This window comes from Streptomyces sp. P9-2, assembly GCF_051903975.1.
GTDB classification, from domain to species: domain Bacteria; phylum Actinomycetota; class Actinomycetes; order Streptomycetales; family Streptomycetaceae; genus Streptomyces; species Streptomyces cellulosae.
Genome location: NZ_CP192633.1, coordinates 2,296,601 through 2,320,908, shown reverse-complemented (window position 1 = coordinate 2,320,908; position 24,308 = coordinate 2,296,601). Strand labels below are relative to the sequence as shown.

Genomic DNA, 24,308 nt, shown 5'->3' with positions numbered 1-24,308 from the left:
GTGTTGTCCGACGGCCCTCGCCCGTTTCGCGCGTCAGCGCCGTGACCGTCAGCCCCGGTGCGCCCCGGCGCCCGGCTGGGGGCGCTTGCTCCTGCTGCCGTTCGGCCACAGGCGTGGCTTACGCTTCGCCCCGAGGTCCTCGATCCAGCCGACTGCGAGGATCATCAGGCCGATGAGCGGCCAGACCAGGGCGAACGTCCAGAGCGTGTACGTGCTGTCGAGAGCGGCTGTCGCCCGCTCGCTCTGCATGAACGGAAGCTCGTACAGCAGGTCGATGATCGGGAACGTCGCCATGATCATCATGTTGTGCCACAGGTAGATGGTGACCGCCCGGTTGTTGGACAGGGTCACCAGCTTGTCCCAGTTCGCCAGGCGTCCGGGGAGCTCCCGCCACGACGGGGAGTACTGGAGCAGGATCACCACGAAACCGAACGACCAGGCGGCATCGGCCAGCGGAATGTCGTTGAGGTCCCAGCCCGAGGAACCGAGGTGGCCCGAAGCCCACCACAGGCCGAAGGCCATCACCAGGGACGCGCAGGAGACGGAGACGTACCGCGGGATCTGCTTCAGCATGCCGTCGTGATGGGCGAAGCCGAGGACCCAGCAGCCGCCGTAGACCGCGAAGTCGGTGACCGCGTTGCCCAGCTCGCCGGGGATGGTCACCAGGCCGGTGCCGACGATCGCCGTCAGGCCGAGCGGCGCGAGCAGTGTCGGCCAGGGAGCCTTGCGGAACAGCCACAGCAGCAGCGGCGACGCGATGACGAACCACAGGTAGGCGCGCAGGTACCACAGCGGCCCCACGGTGTCGTCCGCCCAGGTGCTCTCCAGCGGACCCACGACTCCGGCCTCCACCGGGTAGGGCGGGGCGCCGATCGGGACGACGTAGTTGACCAGGTTGATCAGACCCCAGACCCCGTCCTGGTCCGGGTCCTTCGAGGGGCTCCAGTCGACCACGAACAACAGCGTCAGCACGACCGCCGCGAACGCCCACAACGGCGGCAGCAGCCGACGGACCCGCCCGCGGATCACGCTCCACGCCGGACGCTTCAGCGACCGCGCCATCAGCGAGCCCGCCAGCGCGAACATCACGCCCATCGACGGGAACAGCACCGACAGCCAGGCCCACCCGAAGAGGTGGTACACCACGACGCGGACCAGAGCGATGGAGCGCAGCAGGTCCAGGTACCGGTCGCGGCCCGGCTTCCCGGGCTCCGGGGCGGGCACGGGCTCGGTCGTGCGCTGCTGCGGGACGTCGGCGTGCGGTGTTCCGCACGGGCCCGCCGGTTCCGGGCTCACGCCCGTACCGGTCGTGTATCCGTGGGTCATGCCACGGGCCTCCGATCATCGCCGCGCCGGCTCTGGCCCGGCACCGCTCCGGCGACGGGCGCCTCGACGACGCCGGTGCGGCGCAGCTTCTGCCAGCGCAGGCGGCCGCCGGTGAGTGCGGTGATCCAGGACTGGAGCAGCACGACGTACATGAGCTGGCGGTAGAGGATCTGCTGCAACGGCAGCGAGATCAGGTGGGTCATGCGTTCGCGGTCGAGGCGGAAGGCGAAGGCCGCGCAGACCGCCTGGATGGCGAGGACGCCCAGCCACGCCGTGATCGTCTTCTCGGTCGGGCCGAAGACGATGCCGTAGAGCAGGAAGACGTCGATCAGCGGGGCCAGCAGCGGGGCCACGATCATGAACAGGGAGACGAAGGGCAGCCCGATGCGGCCGAAGCGGCCGGAGGGACCCTTGTCGATCACCGCGCGGCGGTGCTTCCAGATGGCCTGCATGGTGCCGTACGACCAGCGGTAGCGCTGCGACCACAGCTGCTGGACGGACTCCGGGGCCTCGGTCCAGGCGCGGGCGTTCTCCGCGTAGACCACGCGCCAGCCGGCGCGGTGCAGCGCCATGGTGACGTCGGTGTCCTCGGCGAGCGTGTCGTCGCTCATGCCGCCGATGGGCTCCAGCGCCGACTTCCGGAAGGCGCCGACGGCGCCCGGGATGGTCGGCATGCAGCGCAGGATGTCGTACATCCGGCGGTCCAGGTTGAAGCCCATCACGTACTCGATGTGCTGCCAGGCGCCGATGAGGCTGTCCTTGTTGCCGACCTTCGCGTTGCCGGCGACGGCGCCGACCCTCGGGTCTGCGAACGGCTGGACCAGCTCACGGACGGTGGACGGCTCGAAGACCGTGTCGCCGTCCATCATCACGACGATGTCGTAACGGGCGTTGGCCAGGCCCCGGTTGAGGGCTGCGGGTTTGCCCGCGTTGAGCTGGCGGATGACCCGGACGTTGGGCAGGCCCATGGCCTCGACGATGCGGGCGGTGCCGTCGGTGGACCCGTCGTCGATGACCAGCACCTCGATGGGATGGTCGCTGGCCATCAGGGAGTTGACGGTGTTCTCGATGCACTTGGCCTCGTTGTACGCCGGGACCAGCACCGTGACCGGCTCGGTGACCGGCGGACCCCAGCGGAAGCCCCTGCGGCGCACCCGGCGGGCGTGGGCGCCGGACAGCAGCAGCATCAGCACGAAGCGGGCGATGACCAGGGTGCCGATGACGGCGAGGCCGACGACCAGCACGTCGGTGATCTTCTCGGAGGCCTGCACCAGGAAGATCCAGGCCTTGCCCTTCCACAGCTCGGGTCCGGTGACCGGGCTGTGCGCGCTGGGCGCGTCCAGGGCCTCGGTCAGGTTGTCGAACTCGTAGCCCTTGGCCTTCAGATCGGGCAGGAACCGGTCGAGGGCGGCCACGGTCTGGCTGCGGTCGCCGCCGGAGTCGTGCATGAGGACGATGGCGCCCTCGCCCTTCTCCGGGGTGGCGCGGCGGATGATCTCGTCGACGCCGGGCCGCTTCCAGTCCTCGCTGTCGGTGTTGTTGACGACGGTGAGGTAGCCGCGGCTGCCGATGTACTGGGTGACCGGCCAGGACGCGTTGTCCATGGCGTCGGAGAACGACGAGTAGGGCGGGCGGAACAGCGAGGTGCGGATGCCGGCCGCGCCGGTGATGGCGAGCTGGTTCTGCGACAGCTCCCAGTCGATGCGCTTCTTGGACTGGAGCGACAGGTCGGGGTGGTTGAAGGTGTGCAGGCCGATCTCGTGCCCCTCGTCGACCATGCGCTGGACGAGGTCCGGGTACCGGGAGGCCATGGTGCCGGTGACGAAGAAGACGGCGTGCGCGTCGTGCTTCTTCAGCACGTCGAGCACCTTCGGCGTCCAGATGGGGTCCGGGCCGTCGTCGAAGGTGAGCACCAGGTGGCGGTCCGGCACGCTCAGCGTGGCGGCCTTGCCCGTGCGGGCGTCTATCACCGGTCCGCCCTCGAGCACGTCCTTGGGCACCTCGGTGGTGGGCGCGGGGTCCTGCACCCGGTGGTCGGCGAGGATCTCGCTGTGCACATAGCCGCGGAGCATCAGCATGGCGGCGAGGGCGACCAGGACGAGCAGCGGCAGCAGCAGGCGCAGCGGTACGCGACGGCGCAGTGCGCCGCGCCGGTCCGGGCGGGGCGCCCGGCGGCGGTGGGACGGTGATGCCATCAGATGACGTTCTCCGGGGACGGTGCGGCGGCGGGGTCGGAGTCGGCGCCCGCGGCGGGTTCGGCGGCGACCGGCTGGTCGGCGGAGGGGGCGGACAGGGTGTCGGTGCCGCTCACCTCACCGCCGCCGCCTCCGGTGGGGTCGGTGGTGTCGGGCGGCGTGGTGTCGTCCGGGGCCGTCGGCGTGGTGGGCTGCGTGGCGGTGCCGCCGCCGGCCGGGGGCGTGGTCCCGGTGGTCGCGCCGCCTCCGACGCCGCCGGTGGCCGGCTGGGAGCTGGCGCGGCCCGCCGGCGTGGTCGCCGGGGAGCCGCCGTCCGGCTGCTGCACGCTGCCGCCGGTGCCGCCCGCCACGGGGGCGGAGACGCCGGGCCCCGGCAGGTCGGAGGCGCCCGGGGTGGGCGTGCCGAGGCCGGGGTCGAGGCTGGTGCCGGAGCTGGGCGCGGGGTCGGTCGCGGAGGGCCGGGGCGTGGTCTCGACCTGCTCGGCGGGCTTCTCCTCCTGGCCCGGTACGGGCATCCAGGGGGCGTCGGAGTTGCCGGACAGCAGGGTGGCGACCATGACGACGGCGTAGCCCGCGCAGGCGAGGCCGACGGCCAGGCCGATACGGCGGTAGAGCCGGTTGCGGCGGCCCGACTCGTCGACGAACACGGGGGCGGCCTCGGCCGGCGCGCCCGCTCGGGGCGTACGGCTCAGCACACCGCCGGCGCCGATCTGCACGGCGTCGAGCTGGACCGTCACCTCGTGCGGGTCGTGGGTGGCCTCGGTCGTGGGGTCGTCCTGCCACGGGTCGCGGACGGCGGCGTCGGCGGCCGGGGCGGGAGCCGCCGAAGCGGCCGGGGCCGACGCGGCGGCGGGGCGCGGCACGCGCAGGGCGGTGGTGCGCTCGGAGTCGTAGGCGTCCTCGGCGGGCCGGGGTGCGGCGGGCGCGGACGGCTTGCGGAAGGCGTCGAAGCGGTCCCGTCCGGCGGACGCCGCGGGGCCGGCGGCGTGCCGGGCGCCTCCGGACGCGCCGAGTCCGTCACCCGCGTGGGAGGTCGCCCCCGGACCGCCGCCCACCTCGGGCAGCACCTGGGTGCGGTCCTCACCGCCGTACCGGGGCGCGCCGGACGCGCCGGGGCGGCCGGCCGTCCCGGGCAGCACCTCGGTCCGGTCGTCACCCCCGGTCGGGGGCAGCACCTGCGTACGGTCCTCGTCCCTGCCGTTCCCGGACGGGAACACGCCGAGCCGCGCCCAGCGTTCGTCCAGGGACCCGGAACCGGAACCGGCGCGGAAGGTTTCCGCGCCGTCTCTCACTCCGGGTTCGGCGGGTCTCTCCGCCAGGGGGAGCACCCGTGTCTCACGGGCGTCCTCGTCCGCTTCCGCGAACCTCCGGGATCCGTCGGCCGACCGCGGCCGCCCCGGTTGGGCGTCTTCTCGCCACTTATCCACGCGCTCGCACTTCCCCCCAACGGAACCATCGGCGCGCGTACGACCCGAGCACCCGTCGACGGACCGGGCCCCCACCCGCTCCGAGCGCCCCGTTTATCACACCGTGCTCGAGCATCGAATGTAGCGCACGCGGGGGTTGTGTGTTTGCGGCGCGACCTTTTGTGTCAGCAGCGAGACATTGGGTGCGCTCCCATCACAGCGGCGTCCGATGCCGGGAGCCAGGAGTCCACGGGACGCTGCAACCAACTCCGCTCGGCGGCCAATTCGGCCGCGGACCTGCACAGTTCCTCCAAAGCGGGGTGGATCATTCCCTTTCGCCACACAAGGGACACGGGTGAGAGGGGTACCGGCTCCACCAGGGGTCGCGAAACCGTCCCCGGCAATGGCGGAAAACTCACCACGGCGAGGACGGGGTTCCGGGACCGCGCCATCACCCGCTGGAACTCCTCCTCCCCCACCGCCAGCGGCGCGGGCGGCGCGAGGTCGATGCCCCGCCCGTCGAAGAGCCGCCGCGCCAGGTCGGTCCACTCCTCGGTGCGCGTGTTGCCCGCCCCGGCGTAGACGGTCTCGCCCGCCAGCGCGGCGAGCGGCACCTCGGGCAGCCCGGCCAGGGCGTGGCCCTCGGGGAGCAGCACGGCCATCGGCTCGTACCGCACCGGCTGCTGGTCGAGCCCGGCCCGCACGGAGGGGGCGAGCCCCGCGAACCGGCCGAACGACGCGTCGAGCCGCCCCGCGAGCAGCTCCCCCGCCGCCCAGGTCAGCCCGCTCTCGTAACGGGCCATCAGCTCGTGCCCGGGGGCGCGCTCCCGCGCCCGGTGCAGCACCTCGCGGTGGGTTCCGAGGCCGGGCGAGTTGAGGTCCACCAGCAGCGGGCGGCTCTGTCCGGCGGCGGCGAGCAGGTCGTCCTGCGCCTGGAGCGCGGCGCGGGCATACGGCAGCAGGCGCTCGCCGTCGGCGGTGAGCGTGACCCGGCGGGTGCTGCGGACGAACAGCTCACAGCCCAGCTCCCGCTCCAGGCGCCGCACGTCCCGGCTGAGCGCCTGCTGGGCGACGTAGAGGCGGGCGGCGGCGCGGGTGAAGTGCAGTTCCTCGGCGACGGCGACGAAGGCGCGCAGCAGGCGGGGGTCGATGTGGGCGTGTGCGGACATGGCCGCGAACCTACAACACAGGTGCGTCAATGAGCGCCGAACAGGTGTTGGACCGGCCACCCCGCCAGGCGGGACGGTGAGGTCATGCCGCAGCCGACCTCGCGGGACACCCGCCTGTTCACCGTCACCGCCGACACCCTCGTGGCCGTCGACTTCACACCCCGCGAGCCCCGACCCCCGCGCGAGCCGGGCCCGTACCGCCGTCTGTTCGCGGTGCCCGGGGCCCGCGCCTTCACCGCGGGGAACCTGCTCGCCCGGCTGCCGATGGGGATGTTCGCGCTGAGCGCGATCGTGATGATCGCCGGGAGCCGCGGGTCCTACGCCCTGGCCGGCGCCGTCACCGCGACCGGGCTCGCCGCCACGGCGGTGGTCGCCCCGTGGACCGCGCGCCTGGTGGACCGTCACGGGCAGGCCCGGGTCGCGCTGCCGGCCACGCTGATCGCGGTGCTCGGCTCGCTGGCGCTGGTGCTGTGCGTGCGGTACGACGCCCCGGACTGGACGCTGTTCGCCGCGTACGCGGCGACCGCCACCACCCCGAACACCGGGGGCATGTCCCGGGCCCGCTGGGCGCATCTGCTGCAGGGCAGACCCGATGCGCTGCACACCGCGAACTCCTTCGAGCAGGCCGCCGACGAGCTGTGCTTCATGCTCGGTCCGGTGCTCGCGGCCGTGCTGTGCGGGACGTTCTTCCCGGAGGCGGGGACGCTGACGGGCGCGGTGCTGCTGCTGACGGGCGTCACGCTGTTCACCGCGCAGCGCTCCACGGAGCCCCCGGCCGTCCGCCGAGCCACCGGAAGGGCGCCCCTGGGCGCGCCGGGCGTACGGCCGCTGCTGCTGGTGTGCCTGGCGACGGGCGGGGTGTTCGGCTCGATGGAGGTCGTGACGATCGCGTTCGCGGACGGGCAGGGGCACCGTACGGCGGCCGGGGCGGTGCTGGCGCTCCAGGCGGCCGGTTCCTGCGTGGCGGGCCTGCTGTACGGGGCGGTGCGCCCGGCCGGGTCCGCGTGGTCCCGGCTGCTGTGGTGCCTGGCCGCGATGGCCGTGCTGATGACGCTGCCGCTGCTGGCCGCCGCCCTCACCGGCTCGCTGCTCGTCCTGGCGGGGGCGCTGCTGGTGGCGGGCATGGCGACCGCCCCGACGATGGTGACCACGATGACCCTGGTGCAGCGGCACACCCCCGAGGGACGGCTGAACGAGGGCATGACGCTGGCGGTCACCGGGCTGCTGGGCGGGATCGCCGGCGGCAGCGCGGCCGGCGGCTGGATCGTGGAGCACGTTTCGGCCACCGCCGGGTACGGAGTGCCGGTGGCGGCGGCGCTGACCGCCTTCGCGGTCGCCGGGACCCTCCTCGCGTTCGGCTCGTCGAACCGCTCCACGGATCACCGTCCGCACCATTGACGGCCACAGATCGTGCACATACCTTCACCCGTCGAAGCGCTTCGACAGGGCGTCGGCCGCTTCTTCCCCCCACGGACCGTGCCCACGAGGACTCCCGATGGTGAAGATCACGGATGTGGCCCGGCGCGCCGGCGTCTCCCCCAGTACGGTCTCGTACGCGCTGAGCGGCAAGCGGCCGATCTCCGACGCGACCCGGCGCCGGGTGCAGGCGGCGGTACGCGAGCTGGGCTACCGCGCGGACGGCGGCGGGCGGTTCCGGAGCGGGGCCCGGGCGAAGGTGCTCGCGCTGGCGGTGCCGATGCGGCCCGGCATCCATGTGCCGGTGGTGACCCAGTTCGCGGTGTCGGTGGTCACCGCCGCCCGCGCCCGCGACCACGACGTGCTGCTGCTCACCCAGGGCGAGGGCGACGAGGGCATCGGGCGGGTCACGGAGACGGGGCTCGCGGACGGGGTGATCGTGACGGACGTGCAGTTGCAGGACGCGCGGCTGCCGCTGCTGCGCTCCTGCTCCCTGCCGTCCGTGCTGATCGGGGTGCCCGCCGAGGCGGACGGCCTGACCTGCGTCGACCTGGACTTCCGGGCGGCCGGGGAGCTGTGCGTGGATCATCTGGCGGGGCTCGGGCACCGCGCGGTGGCGCTGGTCGGCTCGCCGCCGGAGGTGTACGTGCGGCGCACGGCGTTCGCCCGGCGGCTGGTGGAAGGGTTCACCGCGGCCGCCGACCGGCACGGGCTCGCCTCGACGGTGCTGCCGTGCGGCACCGGCCGGGACGCGGCCCGCGCGGTCGTGGAGCGGCTGCTGCGCGACGTGCCCGCGCTGACCGCGGTGGTGGTGCACAACGAGCCGCTCGTCGACCCTCTGATCGAGGCGTTCGAGGAGCTGGGCATGCGGGTCCCCGGCGATCTGTCCCTCACCGCCGTCTGCCCGTCCCCGGTGGCCGCGGCGGCCCGCGTCCCGGTCACGTCGGTGGCCGTGCCGGCCGCCGAGCTGGGCGCCCGCGCGGTGCATCTGCTGGTACGGAAGCTGTCCGGGGCCCCCGTACCGGGCACCACCCTGCTGCCGCCCCGGCTGACGGAGCGGGCGAGCACGGCGCCGCGCGGGCACTGAGACTCAGCCGAGCTGCCAGGCCTTCCCCAGCCGGTAGGCGGCGCACAGGTTCACGTCCAGGAAGTACGACCCGGCCGCCCCGCACTGCGCGTCCCCGCTCCCGGGGTCGACGGGCTGGCCGTGCCCCATCCCGGTGATGCTGTACGTCTCCACGGCGGCGTTCCCGGAGGGACCCCGGTAGACGCGGTGCGGGTACCCGGCGACGGTGTCGCTGACGTCGGCGGTGCGGTCGGCGCCGTGCACGTCGGTCCACTGGTCGACCAGGGCGGTCATGTTGGCCGGCTTCACCGTGTAGTCGGCCGTGCCCTGGAACACGGTGAGCGCAGGCCAGGGCCCGGTGTACCCGGGCCGCGCGGCCCGCACCCGGTCGCCCCACTGGGCGGGGGTCTGGGTGGCCCCGACGTACATGCACACGTACGCCGTCCCGGCGGCCTGCGCGCAGCCGTAGGGCAGTCCGGCGACGATCCCGCCCGCGGCGAACTTCTCCGGGTAGGCGGCCATCATCACGGCGGTCATCCCGCCGCCGGCGGACAGCCCGGTGACGTAGACGCGGGACGGGTCGCCGGAGACGTCGGCGAGCTGCCGGTCGACCATCTGCGCGACCGAGGCGGCCTCGCCCTGGCCGCGCTTGATGTCGGCGGACTCGAACCAGTTGAAGCACTGGCTGAGGTTGTTGCCGCTCTGCTGCTGCGGCAGCACCACGGAGAAGCCCCAGCGGTCGGCGAGGGTGGTCCAGCCGGTGCCGGAGGCGTACCCGGCGGCGTTCTGGGTGCAGCCGTGCAGGGCGACGACCACGGGGCGGCCCGCGGGCAGCCCGTCGGGGACGTAGCGGTACATCTTCAGGGCGCCGGGGTTGCCGCCGAAGCCGGTGACCTCCTGGAGGGAGGCGGCGGAGGCGGGCGCGGGGGACAGCAGGACGGAGAGGAGCGCGGCCAGGAGGGCCGTCAGCACGGTGGGGCGCAGTGCGGCTCTGGTCTGTGTCATGGAGAGCGAAGGTAGAAGCGTGAACCACCCACCGATATGGGTGCGGCCCCCACATCCCGGGGGTGCGCCCATGTGGCCGGGCATGTGGACGGGCATGTGTCCGCGCATGACACAGGCCCCGCCGCTCGCGCGACGGGGCCTGTGCCCACATGGGGTAAGTGGAGATGGCGGGAATCGAACCCGCGTCCAACGGTGCAGAAGCAGGGCTTCTCCGTGTGCAGTCGGCTGTGCTTTTCTCGGCCCCGGAGATCACGCCGACAAGTCTCCGACGGGCCCAGTCACTGTTGGATTTCCCTTTTCACCCCGTGACCGGGATCAAGGTTTAGTTCCCTAGATGATGCCAGGAACCGGGTCGGGAACACTCCCGGGCTGACACTCCCTTGAGTAGGGGAGCCGCTGCTCGCTACCTGAAGATCAGGCAGCGAGGGCGAGCTCGCCCTGGGAGATGGATCGCTTGGAATTGGCGATTATTTTTTTCGGCCTGTGGTTTACGAGATCATGGCCGCTTCCTCGACACGCTTCCCCTGCTTCGACAGCCGTTGTCGAAACCGATCATCCCCATGTTGTGTTGTCAAACCCTCCCGGAGGAGGTGACCCGCACCCTCAGTGAGGCGCGAAGCCATCGTACGTGACCAACGCGGGTCGATGCCAGCCTATTCCCGCGAGGTCCGGAAGCCTCAGGCCCGCTGCTTGCGGCGGACCGCGGAGATCGCCCGCTCGGCCTCCCGCCGGTCCTGCTTCTCGCGCAGCGTCTGTCGCTTGTCGTACTCCTTCTTGCCCTTGGCGAGCGCGATCTCGACCTTCGCCCGGCCGTCCTTGAAGTACAGGGAGAGCGGCACGATGGTGTGGCCGGTCTCCTGGGACTTGGCCTCCAGCTTGTCGATCTCCTCGCGGTGCAGGAGCAGCTTCCGCTTGCGCCGGGCGCTGTGGTTGGTCCAGGTGCCCTGGCTGTACTCCGGGACGTGCACGTTGTGCAGCCACGCCTCGTGGTCGGTGAGCTGGACGAAGCCGTCCACCAGCGACGCCCGGCCCTGGCGCAGCGACTTCACCTCGGTACCGGTGAGCACCAGGCCCGCCTCGTAGGTGTCGATGATGAGGTAGTCGTGGCGCGCCTTCTTGTTCTGCGCGATCAGCTTGCGCCCTTTTTCCTTAGCCATAGTGCCGCCCATTTTCGCACTACGGAGGGGGTCCCGGGGAAGCCGATTACCGGGGGCGCCTCACCTGCCGAGTCCGCTGATGACCGTCTCGGCGCGCTCCAGCGCCTGCCCGCCCGCCTCGAGGTCGGGGGTGATGCCGCGGCCGTCGACGCCGCGGCCGGAGGGGGTGCGGTAGTGGCCGACGGTCAGTTCCGCGACGGAGCCGTCGGGCAGCTCGGTCGGCATCTGCACCGAGCCCTTGCCGAAGGTGCGGGAGCCCACGACGACCGCCCGTCCGCGGTCCTGGAGGGCGCCGGTGAGGAGCTCCGCGGCGCTCATCGTCCCCGCGTCGACCAGCGCGACCAGGGGTCTCTTCGTGTCGCCGCCGGGCTCGGCGTGCAGGACGCGCTGCTCCCCGGAGACGTCGTAGGTGGCGACCAGGCCGCCGTCGAGGAAGGCGGAGGCCGCGGTGACCGCCTCGGCGACCAGGCCGCCGGGGTTGCCCCGCAGGTCGAGGACGATGCCGGACTCCTTCGGCGCCCCGCGCACGGCGTCCCCGACCCGCTCGCCGGAGCCCTTGGTGAAGGCGGACACCTGGATGACCGTGACGCCGGAGGCCAGGGAGCGGACGGTGACCGTCTCCCGGGAGAGCCGGGCGCGCCGCACGGTCTCGCTCCAGGACCGCGAGCCGCGCTCCAGGCCGAGCCGTACGGTGCTGCCGGCGGTCTTGCCCTCCCTGTCGCCGCGCAGCAGCGAGACGACCTCGGTGACGGGCCGCCCGTCGACCTTCTTGCCGTCGACGCTGCGCAGCCGGTCGCCCGCGCGGATGCCGGCCTCGGCGGCGGGCGTGCCGCTGCCGACCCTGCTCACCTCGATCCGCCCGTCCCGCTCGCGGGCCCACAGTCCGACGCCGGTGTAGGCGCCGTCGAGGGTGGCCTCGAACTCCTCGTACTCGCCGCGCGAGTACACGGCGCCCCAGCGGTCGCCGCTGCGGCTGACCGCGCGCTCCGCGGCCTCCAGCGGGGACCCGCCGTGGGCGGCGGCCTCCTCGGCGGCCCGGGCGACCTCGGCGTGGTGGCCGACGGGAGCGGCCTGCGCGGCGCCGTCCGCGGCGTCCCCGCGGTCGGTGCCGGGAAGGCTGCCCGTGGCCGCGCCGGCGACGAGCACGCTCGCGAAGACCAAGGTCAGGGCGGCGCCGCGGCGGACGCTGCGGGGCCGACAGAACGGGTCACGACCTGACATGCCGGTGAGTCTAGGACAACGCGAAGGGGCGCACGGCCTGTTGGCCGCGCGCCCCGGTTGGCAAGAGTCACACCTTCAGATACTTGCGCAGCGCGAAGAACGCGGCCAACGCCGGCATCAGCAGGCTGGTCGCCAGGATGAGCGGAAGCTTCGTCAGGACGGCGTCCCAGCCGATGAAGTTGATCAGGCTCAGCTTCTCCGACAGGGCGAGCCCGTGGTCGATGATGAAGTACCGCGCCAGGAGCAGGAAGGCGCACGCGAGGGTGCCGCCGATCAGTCCGGCGACCGCGGCCTCCATGATGAACGGCGCCTGGATGTAGAAGCCGGAGGCGCCCACCAGGCGCATGATCCCGGTCTCGCGCCGGCGGCTGAAGGCGGACACCCGGACGGTGTTCACGATCAGCATCAGGGCGACGACCAGCATCAGCGCCATCATGGCGAGGGCGGCGATGTTCATGCCCTCCAGCAGGCCGAAGAGGTTGTCCAGCAGGCCCTTCTGGTCCTGCACGGACTGCACCCCGTCCCGCCCGTCGAAGGCGGTCGCGATGACCTGGTACTTCTCCGGGTCCTTCAGCTTGATGCGGTACGACTCCTGCATCTGGTCCGGCGTGAGGGAGCTGGCCAGCGGCGAGTCGCCGAACTGCTCCTTGTAGTGCTTGTACGCCTCGTCCTGCGACTCGTACGTCACCGTGTCGACGACCGACATCTTCTCCAGGTCGGCCTTGATCTGGCCCTTCTGGTCGTCGGTCACCGCGCCCTTGGCGCAGTTGGGGTCGGACTCGGCGTCGGACTTGTTGCACAGGAAGATGGAGACGTTGACCTTGTCGTACCAGTAGCCCTTCATCGTGCTCACCTGGTCGCTCATCAGGAGCGACCCGCCGAACAGGGCGAGCGACAGGGCGACGGAGACGACGACCGCGAAGGTCATCGTCAGGTTGCGGCGGAGACCGACGCCGATCTCCGACAGGACGAACTGGGCGCGCATGGCGTCTGATCAAGCCTTTCCGTGGAGCGTCAGTGCTGGTAGCCGTAGACGCCGCGTGCCTGGTCGCGCACGAGGCGGCCCTTCTCCAGCTCGATGACGCGCTTGCGCATCTGGTCCACGATGTTCTGGTCGTGCGTCGCCATCACCACGGTGGTGCCCGTCCGGTTGATCCGGTCGAGCAGCTTCATGATGCCGACGGAGGTCTGCGGGTCGAGGTTGCCGGTGGGCTCGTCGCAGATGAGCAGCTTGGGCCGGTTGACGAAGGCCCGCGCGATGGCGACGCGCTGCTGCTCACCGCCGGACAGCTCGCCCGGCATGCGGTCCTCCTTGCCGCCGAGCCCGACCAGGTCGAGCACCTGCGGCACGGACTTGCGGATCTCGCCGCGCGACTTGCCGATGACCTCCTGCGCGAAGGCCACGTTCTCGCCGACCGTCTTGTTCGGCAGCAGGCGGAAGTCCTGGAACACGGTCCCCAGCTGCCGCCGGATCTGCGGCACCTTCCAGTTGGAGACGCGGGCGAGATCCTTGCCGAGGACGTGCACCTGCCCGTGGCTGGCCCGCTCCTCGCGCAGGACGAGCCGCAGGAAGGTGGACTTACCGGAGCCGGAGGACCCGACGAGGAACACGAACTCGCCCTTCTCGACCTCCAGGGAGACGTCCCGGAGGGCTGGGCGGGTCTGCTTGGGGTAGACCTTGGACACGTTGTCGAATCGGATCACGGATGCACCACGGGTAGCCGGGGGTAGATGAGCGTGACCTTACGCGACCCGGGGAGCCGAGCGCAGTCACCGGAGGGGGTTGTGGAAGAGATGCGCCCTTTGTTCCGGTGCCGGACAAGGGCAGCGTCCCCAGGGGCGCGGGGCTGTGACATGTGCGGCTCCGCCGCGTGGGCGCGAGCAACCCAACGGCGCCGCAGCCGCGCATCCTCATGAACCACCCTCTCCGTGAGCGACCCGGCGCAGCTTCCGGAGGAACCTGGCACAGTGGAAGGGGAACGTTCACGCGGTGGTGGGCGTTGAACCCCAGAGATCGGCGCGAGGAGGGCGAGCGCATGACGTACGACCGGCTGGTGTGCGCGAACTGCGCCGCGCCCGTGAGCGAGGGCCGGTGCCCCGTGTGCCGTGCGAACCGCGAGCGGATGCAGCAGGAGAACTTCTTCGCGGGGCTGACCCCGATGACCCTGATCGTCCTGTTGGCGGTGCTGGTGGCGGCGGTGGCGCTGCTCGCCCACCAGACCGTCTGACCACGACGGCCAGAAGCCCCACAAGTCCCACAGACACGGCGAGGGCCCGGAGCGCGGCGGCGCTCCGGGCCCTTGCGTCATGTCGTGCGTACGGTGCGTACGCGCGCGGCCACCGTCAGGCGGCGGCGCCGCCGCGGCCGGTCATCAGGCGCGGGAGCACCCGGAAGCCGATACCGCCGGCGATCATCGTGGCGGCGCCGATCACCAGGAAGGTGGTCTCGGCGGCGCCGGTCTCGGCCAGCTCCTTGCCGTTGCCCTGCGCCGAGGCCGCCGGGGCCTCCTCGCCGGTGTCGGTCAGGGAGGAGGAGCCCTCCTCCTGCGGCGAGGCGCCGCCGTCGGGGTCGAGGCCGCCGCCGGGGGCGGACTCGGAGGGCGCCTCGGTGGGCTCCTCGGTCGGGTCCTCGGTGGGCTCCTCCGGGGTGGTGGGCTCCTCGGTGGGCTCCTCCGGGATGGAGGGGTCCTCGGTGGGCTCCTCCGGGTCCTCCGTCGGCTCGGTGGGGAGCTCACTAGGCGGGCCGGTGGGCTCCTCCGGGTCGCCCGGGTCCTCCGTCTCGTCGCCACCGTCGCCCGGGTCCTCGTCGCCGGCGCTCAGGCTGACGCCCAGGCCGAGGCCCGCGTCGTTCGCCTCGGCGCTCACGCCGATCTCGAGGGCGGAGGCGGCGCCGGCCGCCGTGAGCGAGGCGCCGGCCGCTATCACGGCACCGGCCGCGATACGAGCGACACGGATCCGCGTCTTCTTGGTCATGTGGTTGCTACCCCCAGTAGCTCATCGTCAGTGAGGCAGCGCCCGGGGCCGTGATCAACGGAGGTAACTGTGGTGAAACGCCCCCCGGTTCACATGCGCCCCAGAAATGCGCATGCCACGCGCCACCCTTCCCACTTTCCAAAAGAACGTCAAGGGCGTTGCGTACGCGATGTCCGGCTCCGCACGCTTTGCCGGACACGGAAGCTGTGAGTGTGATGTAAATCCCGGACATCCCCGACACGACAAGCCAACTGCCGCTGCATCAGCGGCAGTTGGCTTGTCGACAAATCGGTGTGCGGGAGAGGTCTTACTTCTCCTGCTGCTTGCGCCAGCGAATTCCGGCCTCGAGGAACCCGTCGATCTCGCCGTTGAACACGGCCTCCGGGTTGCCCACCTCGAACTCCGTGCGCAGGTCCTTGACCATCTGGTACGGGTGCAGCACGTACGAACGCATCTGGTTGCCCCAGGAGTTGCCGCCGTCGCCCTTGAGGGCGTCCATCTTGGCCTGTTCCTCCTGGCGCCGCCGCTCCAGCAGCTTGGCCTGGAGGACGTTCATCGCCGTGGCCTTGTTCTGGATCTGCGAGCGCTCGTTCTGGCAGGAGACCACGATGCCGGTGGGGAGGTGCGTGATGCGGACCGCGGAGTCCGTGGTGTTCACGCCCTGGCCGCCGGGGCCCGAGGAACGGTAGACGTCGATGCGCAGCTCGGACTCGTCGATGTCGACGTGGTCGGACTGCTCGACGACGGGCAGCACCTCGACGCCCGCGAAGGACGTCTGGCGGCGGCCCTGGTTGTCGAAGGGCGAGATGCGCACCAGGCGGTGCGTGCCCTGCTCGACGGAGAGGGTGCCGTAGGCGTACGGCGCGTGCACGGCGAAGGTGGTCGACTTGATGCCGGCCTCCTCCGCGTACGAGGTCTCGATCAGCTCCGTCTTGTAGCCGCGCTGCTCGGCCCAGCGCAGGTACATGCGCTGGAGCTTCTCGGCGAAGTCGGCGGCGTCCACGCCGCCGGCCTCGGCGCGGATGTTGATCAGCGCCTCACGGGAGTCGTACTCGCCGCTGAGGAGGGTGCGGACCTCCATCTCGTCCAGTGCCTTCCTGACCGAGACGAGCTCCGACTCCGCCTCCGCGCGGGTGTCCGGGTCGTCCTCCTCCTCGGCCATCTCGAAGAGCACGGCGAGATCGTCGATCCGCGAGCGCAGGGCCTCGGCCTTCCTGACCTCCGCCTGGAGGTGGGACAGCTTGCTGGTGATCTTCTGCGCCTCGTCCGGGTTGTCCCAGAGGGACGGCGCGGCCGCCTGCTCCTCGAGCACGGCGATGTCTGCCCTCATCTTGTCGAGGTCCAGGACGGCCTCGATGGACTCCATGGTGGAGGAGAGGGACTTGAGCTCTTCGGATACGTCGACGACTGCCACGCCCTCCAGCGTAACGGCTTCCCGCCGCGGGCCATGCCGGGCGGGGGCGCCCGGCTCCCTCCCCCTCGTCCAAGGGCTGCGCCCCTGAACCCCGTTTTGCGCAGTTCCCCGCGCCCCTGTGGGCGGCTTCGGGGGCTCCGCCCCCGGACCCCCGTTCGCGCAGTTCCCCGCGCCCCTGAAGGGGCTGTCCCACCGTGGCCTGCCGGGTGCCGCAGGTCTCCCTCGCGTTCCTGGAGGGTTCGCCCCCAGCCCCCCTTCGCCAGTCCCCCGCGCCCCCGTGGGCGGTCTCGGGGGCTCCGCCCCCGGACACCCGTTCGCGCAGTTCCCCGCGCCCCTGAAGAGGCTCTCCTACCGTGGCCTGCCGGGTGCCCCAGGTCTCCCTCGCGTCCCCGGAGGGTTCGCCCCCAGCCCCCTTCGCCAGTCCCCCGCGCCCCCGTGGGCGGTCTCGGGGGCTCCGCCCCCGGACACCCGTTCGCGCAGTTCCCCGCGCCCCTGAAGAGGCTCTCCTACCGTGGCCTGCCGGGTGCCCCAGGTCTCCCTCGCGTCCCCGGAGGGTTCGCCCCCAGCCCCCTTCGCCAGTCCCCCGCGCCCCCGTGGGCGGTCTCGGGGGCTCCGCCCCCGGACCCCCGTTCGCGTAGTTCCCCGCGCCCCTGAAGGGGCTCTCCTACCGTGGCCTGCCGGGTGCCCCAGGTCTCCCTCGCGTCCTGGGGGCTTCGCCCCCGAACCCCCTTTGCGCAGTTCCCCGCGCCCCCGTGGGGCGCGGCTCACGGGGTCGCCGGGGCCGAGTTCTCCATGTCCGGGGGTGGGGACGGGGTGTCGTCGGAGGTGGCCAGCCAGGTGGCTACGCCTCCTGCCGCGAGGAGGGCGGCCGCCACGGCCAGGGTGAGGCGGCGGCGGCGTGTCACCGCTCTGTTGCGGGCCGAGCCGGGGCGGGGGGCGCCCGCGGCCCGGGGGGCGCGGGCCGTGCCGTGGGCTCCGCCGGCCAGTTCGTCGGGCGCGGGGACCCGCATCGACGTGTGCGTGTCGCGGTTGGAGTCGGAGGGCCGGGCGCCCGGCACCAGCGGGACCGCGCCCCGGCGGCGTACCGGCTGTCCTGCGGCGGGGGCGGCGCCGGACAGCTCCTCGGCGGCCTCCTCGGCCTGCTCGGTGTCCGGCTCGTCCACGTCCAGCGGCGGCATCCCTGCCAGCAGCGGCAGCAGCTCCCGCAGCCGGGCGGCCAGCTCGGAGGCGCGCAGACGGGAGGCGGGGGCCTTGGCCAGGCACTGCACCAGCAGCTGCCACAGCTCGTCCGGGATGCCGGGCAGGGGCACCACCGACTCGGTGACGTGCCGGCGCAGCACCGCGCCCGGGTGGCCGCCGCCGAACGGGGTGAAGCCCGCGAGCAGCTCGTAGAGGACTGTGGCGAGGGCGTAGATGTCGACGGCGGCGCGCGGCGGGAGGCCCTCGACGATCTCCGGGGCCAGGTAGTCCGGCGTGCCGATGATCTTCGAGGCGCGGGTGCGGCGCGGGGTGTCGATGAGTTTCGCCACGCCGAAGTCGGTCAGCAGGGCGCGGTGCGAGCCGCCGGGGCCGAGCGGGCCCTGCATGTCCAGCAGGACGTTCTCCGGCTTGACGTCGCGGTGGACGACCCCGGCCGCGTGCGCCGCCGCCAGGCCGTCCGCGACGTCCGCGGCGATCGCCACCGCGGCCTCCGGGGCGAGCCTGCGCTCCCGGTCGAGCCGGGTGCGCAGGTCGGTGCCCCGGACGAGGTCCATGACCAGCGCGAGGTCGTTGCCGTCGACGACCAGGTCCCGCACGGACACCACGTGCGGATGCTCCAGACCGAGCAGCGCCGTCCGCTCCTGCACGAAGCGGCCGACGAGCTCCTGGTCCGAGGAGAGATCCTCACGCAGCAGCTTGATGGCGACGGGCCCCTCGGGGCCCTCTCCCAGCCACACCGTGCCGGCGCTGCCCCGCCCGAGGATCTGATGGGCGGTGTACCGGCTGCCGATTCTCCGTGCCAAGACTGCTCCTACCGACGCGTGTTGTCGCCAAAGCTACGCGTCCGGACAGGTGGCCTTCACGGGAGACCCGGAAATCGGCCCCCAGATGTCGACAAAGCGGCAGACAAGCCTAGTTCGTCGGCTCCGAAGGACCGCCCAGCTTCTCGATCCAGCCCGTGACCGAGCCGAACCAGTCGCTGAGCTGGTCCCAGTAGCCCTTGCCGGTGCCGATCCAGTCCTGGAGCGGGCTCAGCTCCCAGATGAGCCAGCTCGCCACGAACAGGATGAGCAGCGTGAACAGGCATCCCTTGAGGCAGCCCAGGCCGGGGATGCGCATCGGGTTGGCGCTGCGCCGACGCGGCTCCCGCGTGGGGCGCTGCGGCTCCGGCGGGGGCGCGTACCGCTGCGGCGGCTGGGGCGCCTGGCGGCGCTGGCGCTCCGGCGGCGGGGCGTACTGCTGCGGCTGGGGCTGCTGCGGGTAGCCGTACCCGGGGCCGGGCTGCTGGGGGTGGTGCTGCGGCGGCTGCTGGGGCTGCCGGGACACCTGCCGCTGGGGGCGGCGGCGCAGCGGGTCCTGGCTGGGGTCCAGGTACTGGACCTGGGTCTGCTCGTTGCGGTCGCGGGCCGCGCGGAGCTGGTTCTGCCAGGGGTGCGGGTCCTCGGGGCCGCCGCCGGGCTGCCCGGGCGGCACCGGGGGCATCACGGCCGTGGGGTCGGCCGCGCCGGCCGGGCCGGTCTGCGGCAGGACGCTGGTCGCGGCGTTGGGGTCGTAGGCGCCGTTCGGATTCTGCGGCAGCACCTGCGTGGGGTCGGAGGCGCCCGGGGCGGACGGCTCGCCGGGGACCCGCGCGGGCGCGAGGTCGGGGGCGAGGAGCGCTCCGACGTTCTCCGCGGCGGCGATCTGCGCGGAGTTCGCGTGCACGCCGATGCCCTCGGCGACGACCCGCAGGCCCCGCGCCAGGTTCTCGGCGCTGGGCCGCTCCTCGGGGTTCTTGCGCAGGCAGCGCTCGATGACCGTCCACAGCGGGTCGGGCACGGTGGACGGGCGGCGCGGCTCGGCGCTCAGGTGCTGGTGCAGCACCTCCAGGGCGGACGCGCCGGAGAACGGCGGACGGCCGGTGACCAGCTCGTACAGCAGGATGCCGGCGCCGTAGATGTCGACGGCGGAGGTCTGCGGGCGGCCCTCGGCGGACTCCGGCGCGATGTACGCGGGCGTGCCGACGAACTCCTGGGTGCGGGTCAGGCCCGGGGAGTCGGCGAGGCGCGCGATGCCGAAGTCGGTGAGCATCGGATGCAGCTCGCCGCCCTGCTGCTTGAGCAGGACGTTGGCGGGCTTGAGGTCGCGGTGGACCACGCCGTCGGCGTGGCTGGCGCCGAGCGCGTCGGCGATCTGCGCGGTCAGCAGGGCCGCGGCCACGGGGGTGAAGGGGCCGTTCTCCCGCAGGTGGCGGTGCAGGTCGGGGCCGTCGACGAGGTCCATGACCAGCGCCAGCAGGTCGCCCTCGACCACCAGGTCGCGGACCCGGACGATGTTGGGATGGGTCAGCCGGAGCAGCACCGAGCGCTCCCGCAGGAAGCGCATCACCACATCGGCGTCGTTCGCGAGCTCCTCCTTGAGGACCTTGATCGCGACGGTCTCGCCGGGCTGGCCCGGCACGGCCGCCTCGGCGCCCGCGGTCTCCCGCTGGCGCGCGCGCCAGACGGTGCCCGTGGCGCCGCGTCCGAGCGGCTCCTCGAGCAGGTACTTGCTCCCTACCGGCCGCACGTCATGCGCTCCCTGCTGCTTGCTGGCTGGCGTACACCGTGGTCCACCCTGCTGCGGAATGTTCCGACCCACTGTAGTGCCGCCGCACGGGATACCGGCCGGCCGACTTCTGCGTCGCCCTGTGCTGGGTCTTACGCACCGGTGCCCGTTCCTGTTCGACGGTTTCGACGGTTCCGCTGGATTCTCCGCGGATTCCGCGTGTGCGGAGTCTGCCGGAAAGACGCCCGACTCTGTCCGTTGGTTGCCGCGGGCCGGACGTGACCGATCTCAAGTCGTCGCGGAACGATCATCCGGGCATCACTGGTCAGGCATTTTTACGGGCAGAGCCGACCAATCAAGATCATTTGATGCCCGGAGGCGGGCGCGCTGTCGGTGACAGGTGCGAGGATGCGGGCAGTACTGGCCGTACCGTGCGCGTGTGGCGGTGGGGGACGTCCGCGGAGGGGGACCGCGGGGCGGCTTCGTCCCCCGGTGCCGCGGGCGCCCGCGCAGAAGGGACCACTGACGGCGATGCAGATCCGGCTGACCGTCGTAGACCCGCTGGGCCCCTCCTCCCCCGTCCGGGAGCGGGCCGTGAGCTGCGACGTGCTGGTCACGGCGCCCGCGGGCACGGCCCTCGCCGCGGTCGCCTCCGCGCTCGCCTCGGCGGTCTCCGGCGGTGACGGCTCCTCGGGCTCCACGGGCGCGCCCGTCCTGTACGCGGGTGACCAGCGCCTCGACGCCCAGCGCTGCACGCTGGGCGAGCCGCCGCTGATCGACGGCGCCGTGCTGGCGGTGGGCGCCCCCGGCGAGCCCGAGCCGCACCCCGAGCTGGACACCGCCCCCACCCGGCTGCACGTGGTCGCGGGTCCCGACGCGGGCGGGGTGCATCTGCTGCACGGCGGGGAGATCCGCATAGGCCGCTCGGCCGACGCCGACGTGCCGCTCGACGACCCGGACGTCTCCCGGCTGCACTGCGCGGTAACGGTCGGCGCGGACGGCCGCGTCTCCGTCGCCGACCTCGGCTCCACCAACGGCACCACGCTGGACGGCCGCCCCGTCGGCACCCGCCCGGTGCGGCTCACCCCGGGCGCGCTGCTGCGCATCGGCGAGTCCGCCCTGCGGCTGACCCCGGCGGAAGGCCCGTCCGCCCGTACGGCGACCACCCCGGACGGGGAGGGACACGTACGGGTGCCGGGGCCGCGTACGGGGGAGGCGGCGCGCGACGCGGTGGGAGCGCCGGGAGGTCCCGTGGGCGCCCCCGAGGGGCCGCGCGCCCCGACCCGCCACGCCCACGGCTCCGCGGACTGGGCCACGCCCGCCCGCGCCGAGGCTCCTCCGTCGGGCCCCATCTCCCATGTGCCGGAGCAGAGCGGCCCCCCGGCGGCCGAGCGGCGCTACGACGGGGCCTCCGGGCAGCGCGCCGTGCGGATCGCCGCCCAGGGGAACGTGCCGCGGATGCCGCAGGGGCGGCGGGTGTCCCGGCCCGCCCCGGCCGACGAGACGCACGCGGGCCAGGGGCCGGCGCACGGTCTGTACGCGGACCCCGTGCACGGCCAGACGCGGGACGAGGCGCCCACCGCCCACCCCGGGACGCCGCCCGTCGGCCCCACGGGACGCACCACCGGCGACGCCCGTGACGGGCGGTACGCCGACGCCACCGCCGCGCAGACCTCCGACGCCCCCGACGGCACCCGCAAGGGCACCCCCGTACGGGGCACCGACGTCCCCGAGCCGGCGCGGGCGCGCAGGCGGGGCGGGATCGGCGCCTGGGCGCGGCGGCTCACCGGCGGGCGGGCCGAGCGGGACGCCGACGCGGCCCTCCGCGACGACCCGGCGCGCGGAGCCGCGTACGCCCCGGCGCCCGCCGGCCCCGCGCAGCCCGAGACCTGGCCGGACCCGGCCACCCTGCTGCTGACCGCGCTCGGTCCCGGCCCTCGGCTGTGGGAGCGGGGCCTTGACCACCCCGAGGCGCTCGCGGTGCGGCTCGGCACCGCCGACCGGCCCGCGCCGGACGGCTCCGGGCTGCTGCCCGTCGTCCCCGTGACGGTGGGGCTGCGCGAGGTCGGCGCGCTGGGGCTGGCCGGACCGCGCGAGCGGCTGGCCGGGCTGGCCCGTGCGGCGCTCGCCCAGCTCGCCGCGCTGCACTCCCCCGACACGCTGGAGATCGTCCTGATCGCGGCGGACCCGTCCCGTCCTTCGGACGAGCGCACCGCCGAGTGGTCCTGGCTGGGCTGGCTGCCCCATCTGCGGCCCGGGCACGGCCAGGACTGCCGGCTGCTCCTCGCCCACGACCGGGAGCAGGCCGCGGCCCGCGCCGACGAGCTGCTGCGCCGCCTCGCCGACCACGACCACGCGGGGGCCCCGGCGGATACCGGGCCGTTCACGGTGGTCGTGGTGGACGGCGACCCGGGCGGCGCCGACGTGCGGGACGCCGTGGCGCGGCTGGCGGTGGAGGGGCCGCGCGCCGGCGTCCATCTGCTGTGCCTCGCCGAGACGCCCGCCGCCTCGCCCGCGTCCCCGGTGACGGAGACGTACGAGGCGGCCTGCGCGGTGGCGCCCGCGTTCCGTGACTGCGGGGCGGTCGCGCTGCTCAGCGGGGACGTGGCGACCGCGCTGCGGCTGCTGCGGGTGGCGCGGACCGGCGACGGCTCACCGCCGGGCCCGGTCGGGCACGGCACCCTCGCCACCGTGGACGCGGTGTCCGCGGCCTGGGCGGAGCGGTTCGCGCGGGCGCTCGCGCCGCTGCGGCCCGACGGGCCCGCCGCCGGGCCGCACCCGCGGGTGTCGGCGCCGCTGCCCCCGTCGGCGCGGCTGCTCGACGAACTGGGCCTCGCCCGGGCCACGCCGGCGTCGCTGATGGCCCGGTGGGCGGACGCGGCCGACGACGCCGGCGCGCTGGGCGGTCGCGCGACCGCCGTCCTGGGCGCGGGCCCGCGCGGGCCGGTCACCGCGGACCTCGCCGCCGACGGGCCGCACCTGCTGGTGGAGGGTCCGGCGGGCAGCGGCCGTACGGAGCTGCTGCGGGCGGTCGTCGCCTCGCTGGCGGCGGCCGAGCGGCCGGACCGGCTGGGGATCGTGCTGGTCGACGGGCGCTCCGGGTCCGGTGAGGGGCTGCGGGTGTGCACGGACGTGCCGCATGTCTCCACCCATCTGAGCGCCGACGACCCGGTGCGGATGCGGGAGTTCGCGCAGTCGCTGAGCGCCGAGCTGAAGCGGCGGGCGGAGCTGCTGGGGCGGTCGGACTTCGCCGAGTGGCACACGGGGCGGGAGCTGGCGGACCGGATGGTGGCGCAGCGGACGGCCTCGAGTGGCGGGAACGGGGATCTGGACTCGCCGCCCAGTGCGACGGTGCGGCTGCGGCCGGGCGCGGACCGGCGCAAGACGCAGGCGGCGCCCGCGCTGCCCCGCCTTGTGGTGGTCGTGGACGACCTGGACCAGCTGGTCTCCCCCGCGCTCGGCGCGCCCGGGAGGCCGGCCGCGGGGTCGGTGATGCGGGCGCTGGAGGCGGTCGCGCGGGACGGTGAGCGGCTGGGGGTCCACCTGGTCGCCGCGACGGCGCCGTGTCCCCGGACGGCGCAGACGGAGCCGGTGAAGCAGGCGTCGCTGCGGGTGGTGCTGGACGCGGTGGTCGTGGGGCGGGGGCCCGAGGATCCGGCGCCGGGGCGTGGGTGGTTGGTCCTGCCGGACGGGCGGGGGACGGAGTTTCAGGGGGGCCGGGTGACGGGGCGAATCCCACGGACGGCGACGCTGCGGCCGACGGTGGTGCCGCTGGAATGGCACCGGATGGGAGACCCGCCGGCGCGACGCCAGGTACGCGAGCTGGGCAACGGCCCCACGGACCTCGCGCTCCTGGCCAGCGCCCTGGACAGGGCGGCCCGCCAGGTGGCCTCACCCAGGGTGCCGTCGCTTCTGTAAGCGGCCGCGCCGAAAACACCCCCCAGGGGCGCGGGGAACTGCGCGCCCGCCGGCAGGGGCGGAGTGCTGTCAGCAGGCCGCTGCGAAACGCCCCCAGGGGCGCGGAGAACTGCGCGCCCAGCCACCGACCGCCCGCACCCGGCGGCGTGCCTGCCCCGACGCGGGGCCCTTACCGCTGGCCCCAGCGGAAGCACCCTCCAGGGGCGCGGGGAACTGCGCGCCCGCCGGCAGGGGCGGAGTGCTGTCAGCGGGCCGCTGCGAAACGCCCCCAGGGGCGCGGGGAACTGCGCGCCCAGCCACCGACCGCCCGCACCCG

General features: G+C 73.7%; 17 protein-coding genes and 1 other RNA gene. 4 read left to right on the top strand and 14 right to left on the bottom strand.

All coding sequences use genetic code 11. The features are described from left to right. Nucleotides 1-48: 48 nt before the first annotated feature. The 4 genes from ACQY0Z_RS10760 to ACQY0Z_RS10745 all read right to left on the bottom strand — a co-directional run bounded on the left by ACQY0Z_RS10760 (nt 49) and on the right by ACQY0Z_RS10745 (nt 6,096). Nucleotides 49-1,326, bottom strand: a complete 1,278-nt coding sequence (locus ACQY0Z_RS10760) for an acyltransferase family protein (RefSeq protein WP_189897770.1) — start codon at nt 1,324-1,326, stop codon at nt 49-51. Further along, a complete protein-coding gene (locus ACQY0Z_RS10755) occupies nt 1,323-3,521 on the bottom strand; it encodes a polysaccharide deacetylase family protein (protein WP_254587752.1) in 2,199 nt (732 codons plus the stop codon). Before ACQY0Z_RS10755 ends, ACQY0Z_RS10760 begins: the two co-directional genes overlap by 4 nt. After that, nucleotides 3,521-4,813, bottom strand: a complete 1,293-nt coding sequence (locus ACQY0Z_RS10750) for a hypothetical protein (protein WP_439812171.1) — start codon at nt 4,811-4,813, stop codon at nt 3,521-3,523. Before ACQY0Z_RS10750 ends, ACQY0Z_RS10755 begins: the two co-directional genes overlap by 1 nt. Before the next feature lie 299 nt (nt 4,814-5,112). Next, a complete protein-coding gene (locus tag ACQY0Z_RS10745; RefSeq protein ID WP_439812170.1) occupies nt 5,113-6,096 on the bottom strand; it encodes a LysR family transcriptional regulator in 984 nt (327 codons plus the stop codon). Nucleotides 6,097-6,180: 84 nt separating this feature from the next. On the opposite strand from ACQY0Z_RS10745, the gene ACQY0Z_RS10740 reads away from it, so the two are divergent. After that, nucleotides 6,181-7,494 carry an MFS transporter gene (locus ACQY0Z_RS10740; RefSeq protein ID WP_254587749.1) on the top strand — a complete coding sequence of 438 codons (1,314 nt, stop codon included), beginning with the start codon at nt 6,181-6,183 and terminating at the stop codon, nt 7,492-7,494. A 97-nt stretch (nt 7,495-7,591) separates the two neighbouring features. Beyond that, the gene (locus ACQY0Z_RS10735) at nt 7,592-8,599 is read left to right on the top strand and encodes a LacI family DNA-binding transcriptional regulator (protein WP_347226489.1); all 1,008 of its coding nucleotides are present in this window, start codon (nt 7,592-7,594) and stop codon (nt 8,597-8,599) included. A gap of 3 nt (nt 8,600-8,602) precedes the next feature. Here ACQY0Z_RS10735 and ACQY0Z_RS10730 read toward each other — a convergent pair whose 3' ends face one another. From ACQY0Z_RS10730 to ftsE, 6 genes are all read right to left on the bottom strand, one after another. Further along, nucleotides 8,603-9,583, bottom strand: coding sequence for an extracellular catalytic domain type 1 short-chain-length polyhydroxyalkanoate depolymerase (locus ACQY0Z_RS10730; protein ID WP_189897764.1), 981 nt, complete (start codon nt 9,581-9,583; stop codon nt 8,603-8,605). A gap of 156 nt (nt 9,584-9,739) precedes the next feature. Next, nucleotides 9,740-10,143: a transfer-messenger RNA gene (gene ssrA, locus ACQY0Z_RS10725) on the bottom strand. 117 nt (nt 10,144-10,260) lie between these two features. Beyond that, on the bottom strand, nt 10,261-10,740 hold the full coding sequence (gene smpB, locus ACQY0Z_RS10720) for an SsrA-binding protein SmpB (RefSeq protein WP_019525820.1): 480 nt from the start codon (nt 10,738-10,740) through the stop codon (nt 10,261-10,263). A 60-nt stretch (nt 10,741-10,800) separates the two neighbouring features. Beyond that, nucleotides 10,801-11,961 carry a S41 family peptidase gene (locus tag ACQY0Z_RS10715; protein ID WP_439812169.1) on the bottom strand — a complete coding sequence of 387 codons (1,161 nt, stop codon included), beginning with the start codon at nt 11,959-11,961 and terminating at the stop codon, nt 10,801-10,803. A gap of 67 nt (nt 11,962-12,028) precedes the next feature. Next, a complete protein-coding gene (gene ftsX, locus ACQY0Z_RS10710; protein ID WP_019525818.1) occupies nt 12,029-12,946 on the bottom strand; it encodes a permease-like cell division protein FtsX in 918 nt (305 codons plus the stop codon). Between the two features lie 29 nt (nt 12,947-12,975). After that, on the bottom strand, nt 12,976-13,665 hold the full coding sequence (gene ftsE, locus ACQY0Z_RS10705; RefSeq protein ID WP_019525817.1) for a cell division ATP-binding protein FtsE: 690 nt from the start codon (nt 13,663-13,665) through the stop codon (nt 12,976-12,978). 332 nt (nt 13,666-13,997) lie between these two features. Here ftsE and ACQY0Z_RS10700 point away from each other — a divergent pair, with 332 nt between their 5' ends. Further along, nucleotides 13,998-14,189 (top strand): hypothetical protein, encoded by a 192-nt coding sequence (locus ACQY0Z_RS10700; protein WP_019525816.1) that lies wholly within the window; start codon nt 13,998-14,000, stop codon nt 14,187-14,189. Between the two features lie 115 nt (nt 14,190-14,304). On the opposite strand, the gene ACQY0Z_RS10695 is transcribed toward ACQY0Z_RS10700, so the two are convergent. The 4 genes from ACQY0Z_RS10695 to ACQY0Z_RS10680 all read right to left on the bottom strand — a co-directional run bounded on the left by ACQY0Z_RS10695 (nt 14,305) and on the right by ACQY0Z_RS10680 (nt 20,095). After that, nucleotides 14,305-14,934, bottom strand: a complete 630-nt coding sequence (locus tag ACQY0Z_RS10695) for an LPXTG cell wall anchor domain-containing protein (RefSeq protein ID WP_381729040.1) — start codon at nt 14,932-14,934, stop codon at nt 14,305-14,307. 307 nt (nt 14,935-15,241) lie between these two features. Continuing rightward, complete coding sequence (gene prfB / locus ACQY0Z_RS10690; protein ID WP_019525814.1) at nt 15,242-16,348, bottom strand: peptide chain release factor 2; 1,107 nt, start codon at nt 16,346-16,348, stop codon at nt 15,242-15,244. Nucleotides 16,349-17,112: 764 nt separating this feature from the next. Next, nucleotides 17,113-18,351, bottom strand: a complete 1,239-nt coding sequence (locus ACQY0Z_RS10685) for a serine/threonine-protein kinase (protein ID WP_347226491.1) — start codon at nt 18,349-18,351, stop codon at nt 17,113-17,115. Between the two features lie 109 nt (nt 18,352-18,460). Next, a complete protein-coding gene (locus ACQY0Z_RS10680) occupies nt 18,461-20,095 on the bottom strand; it encodes a serine/threonine-protein kinase (RefSeq protein WP_439812168.1) in 1,635 nt (544 codons plus the stop codon). Nucleotides 20,096-20,605: 510 nt separating this feature from the next. On the opposite strand from ACQY0Z_RS10680, the gene ACQY0Z_RS10675 reads away from it, so the two are divergent. Continuing rightward, complete coding sequence (locus ACQY0Z_RS10675; RefSeq protein ID WP_439812167.1) at nt 20,606-23,992, top strand: FtsK/SpoIIIE domain-containing protein; 3,387 nt, start codon at nt 20,606-20,608, stop codon at nt 23,990-23,992. Nucleotides 23,993-24,308 lie beyond the last annotated feature (316 nt).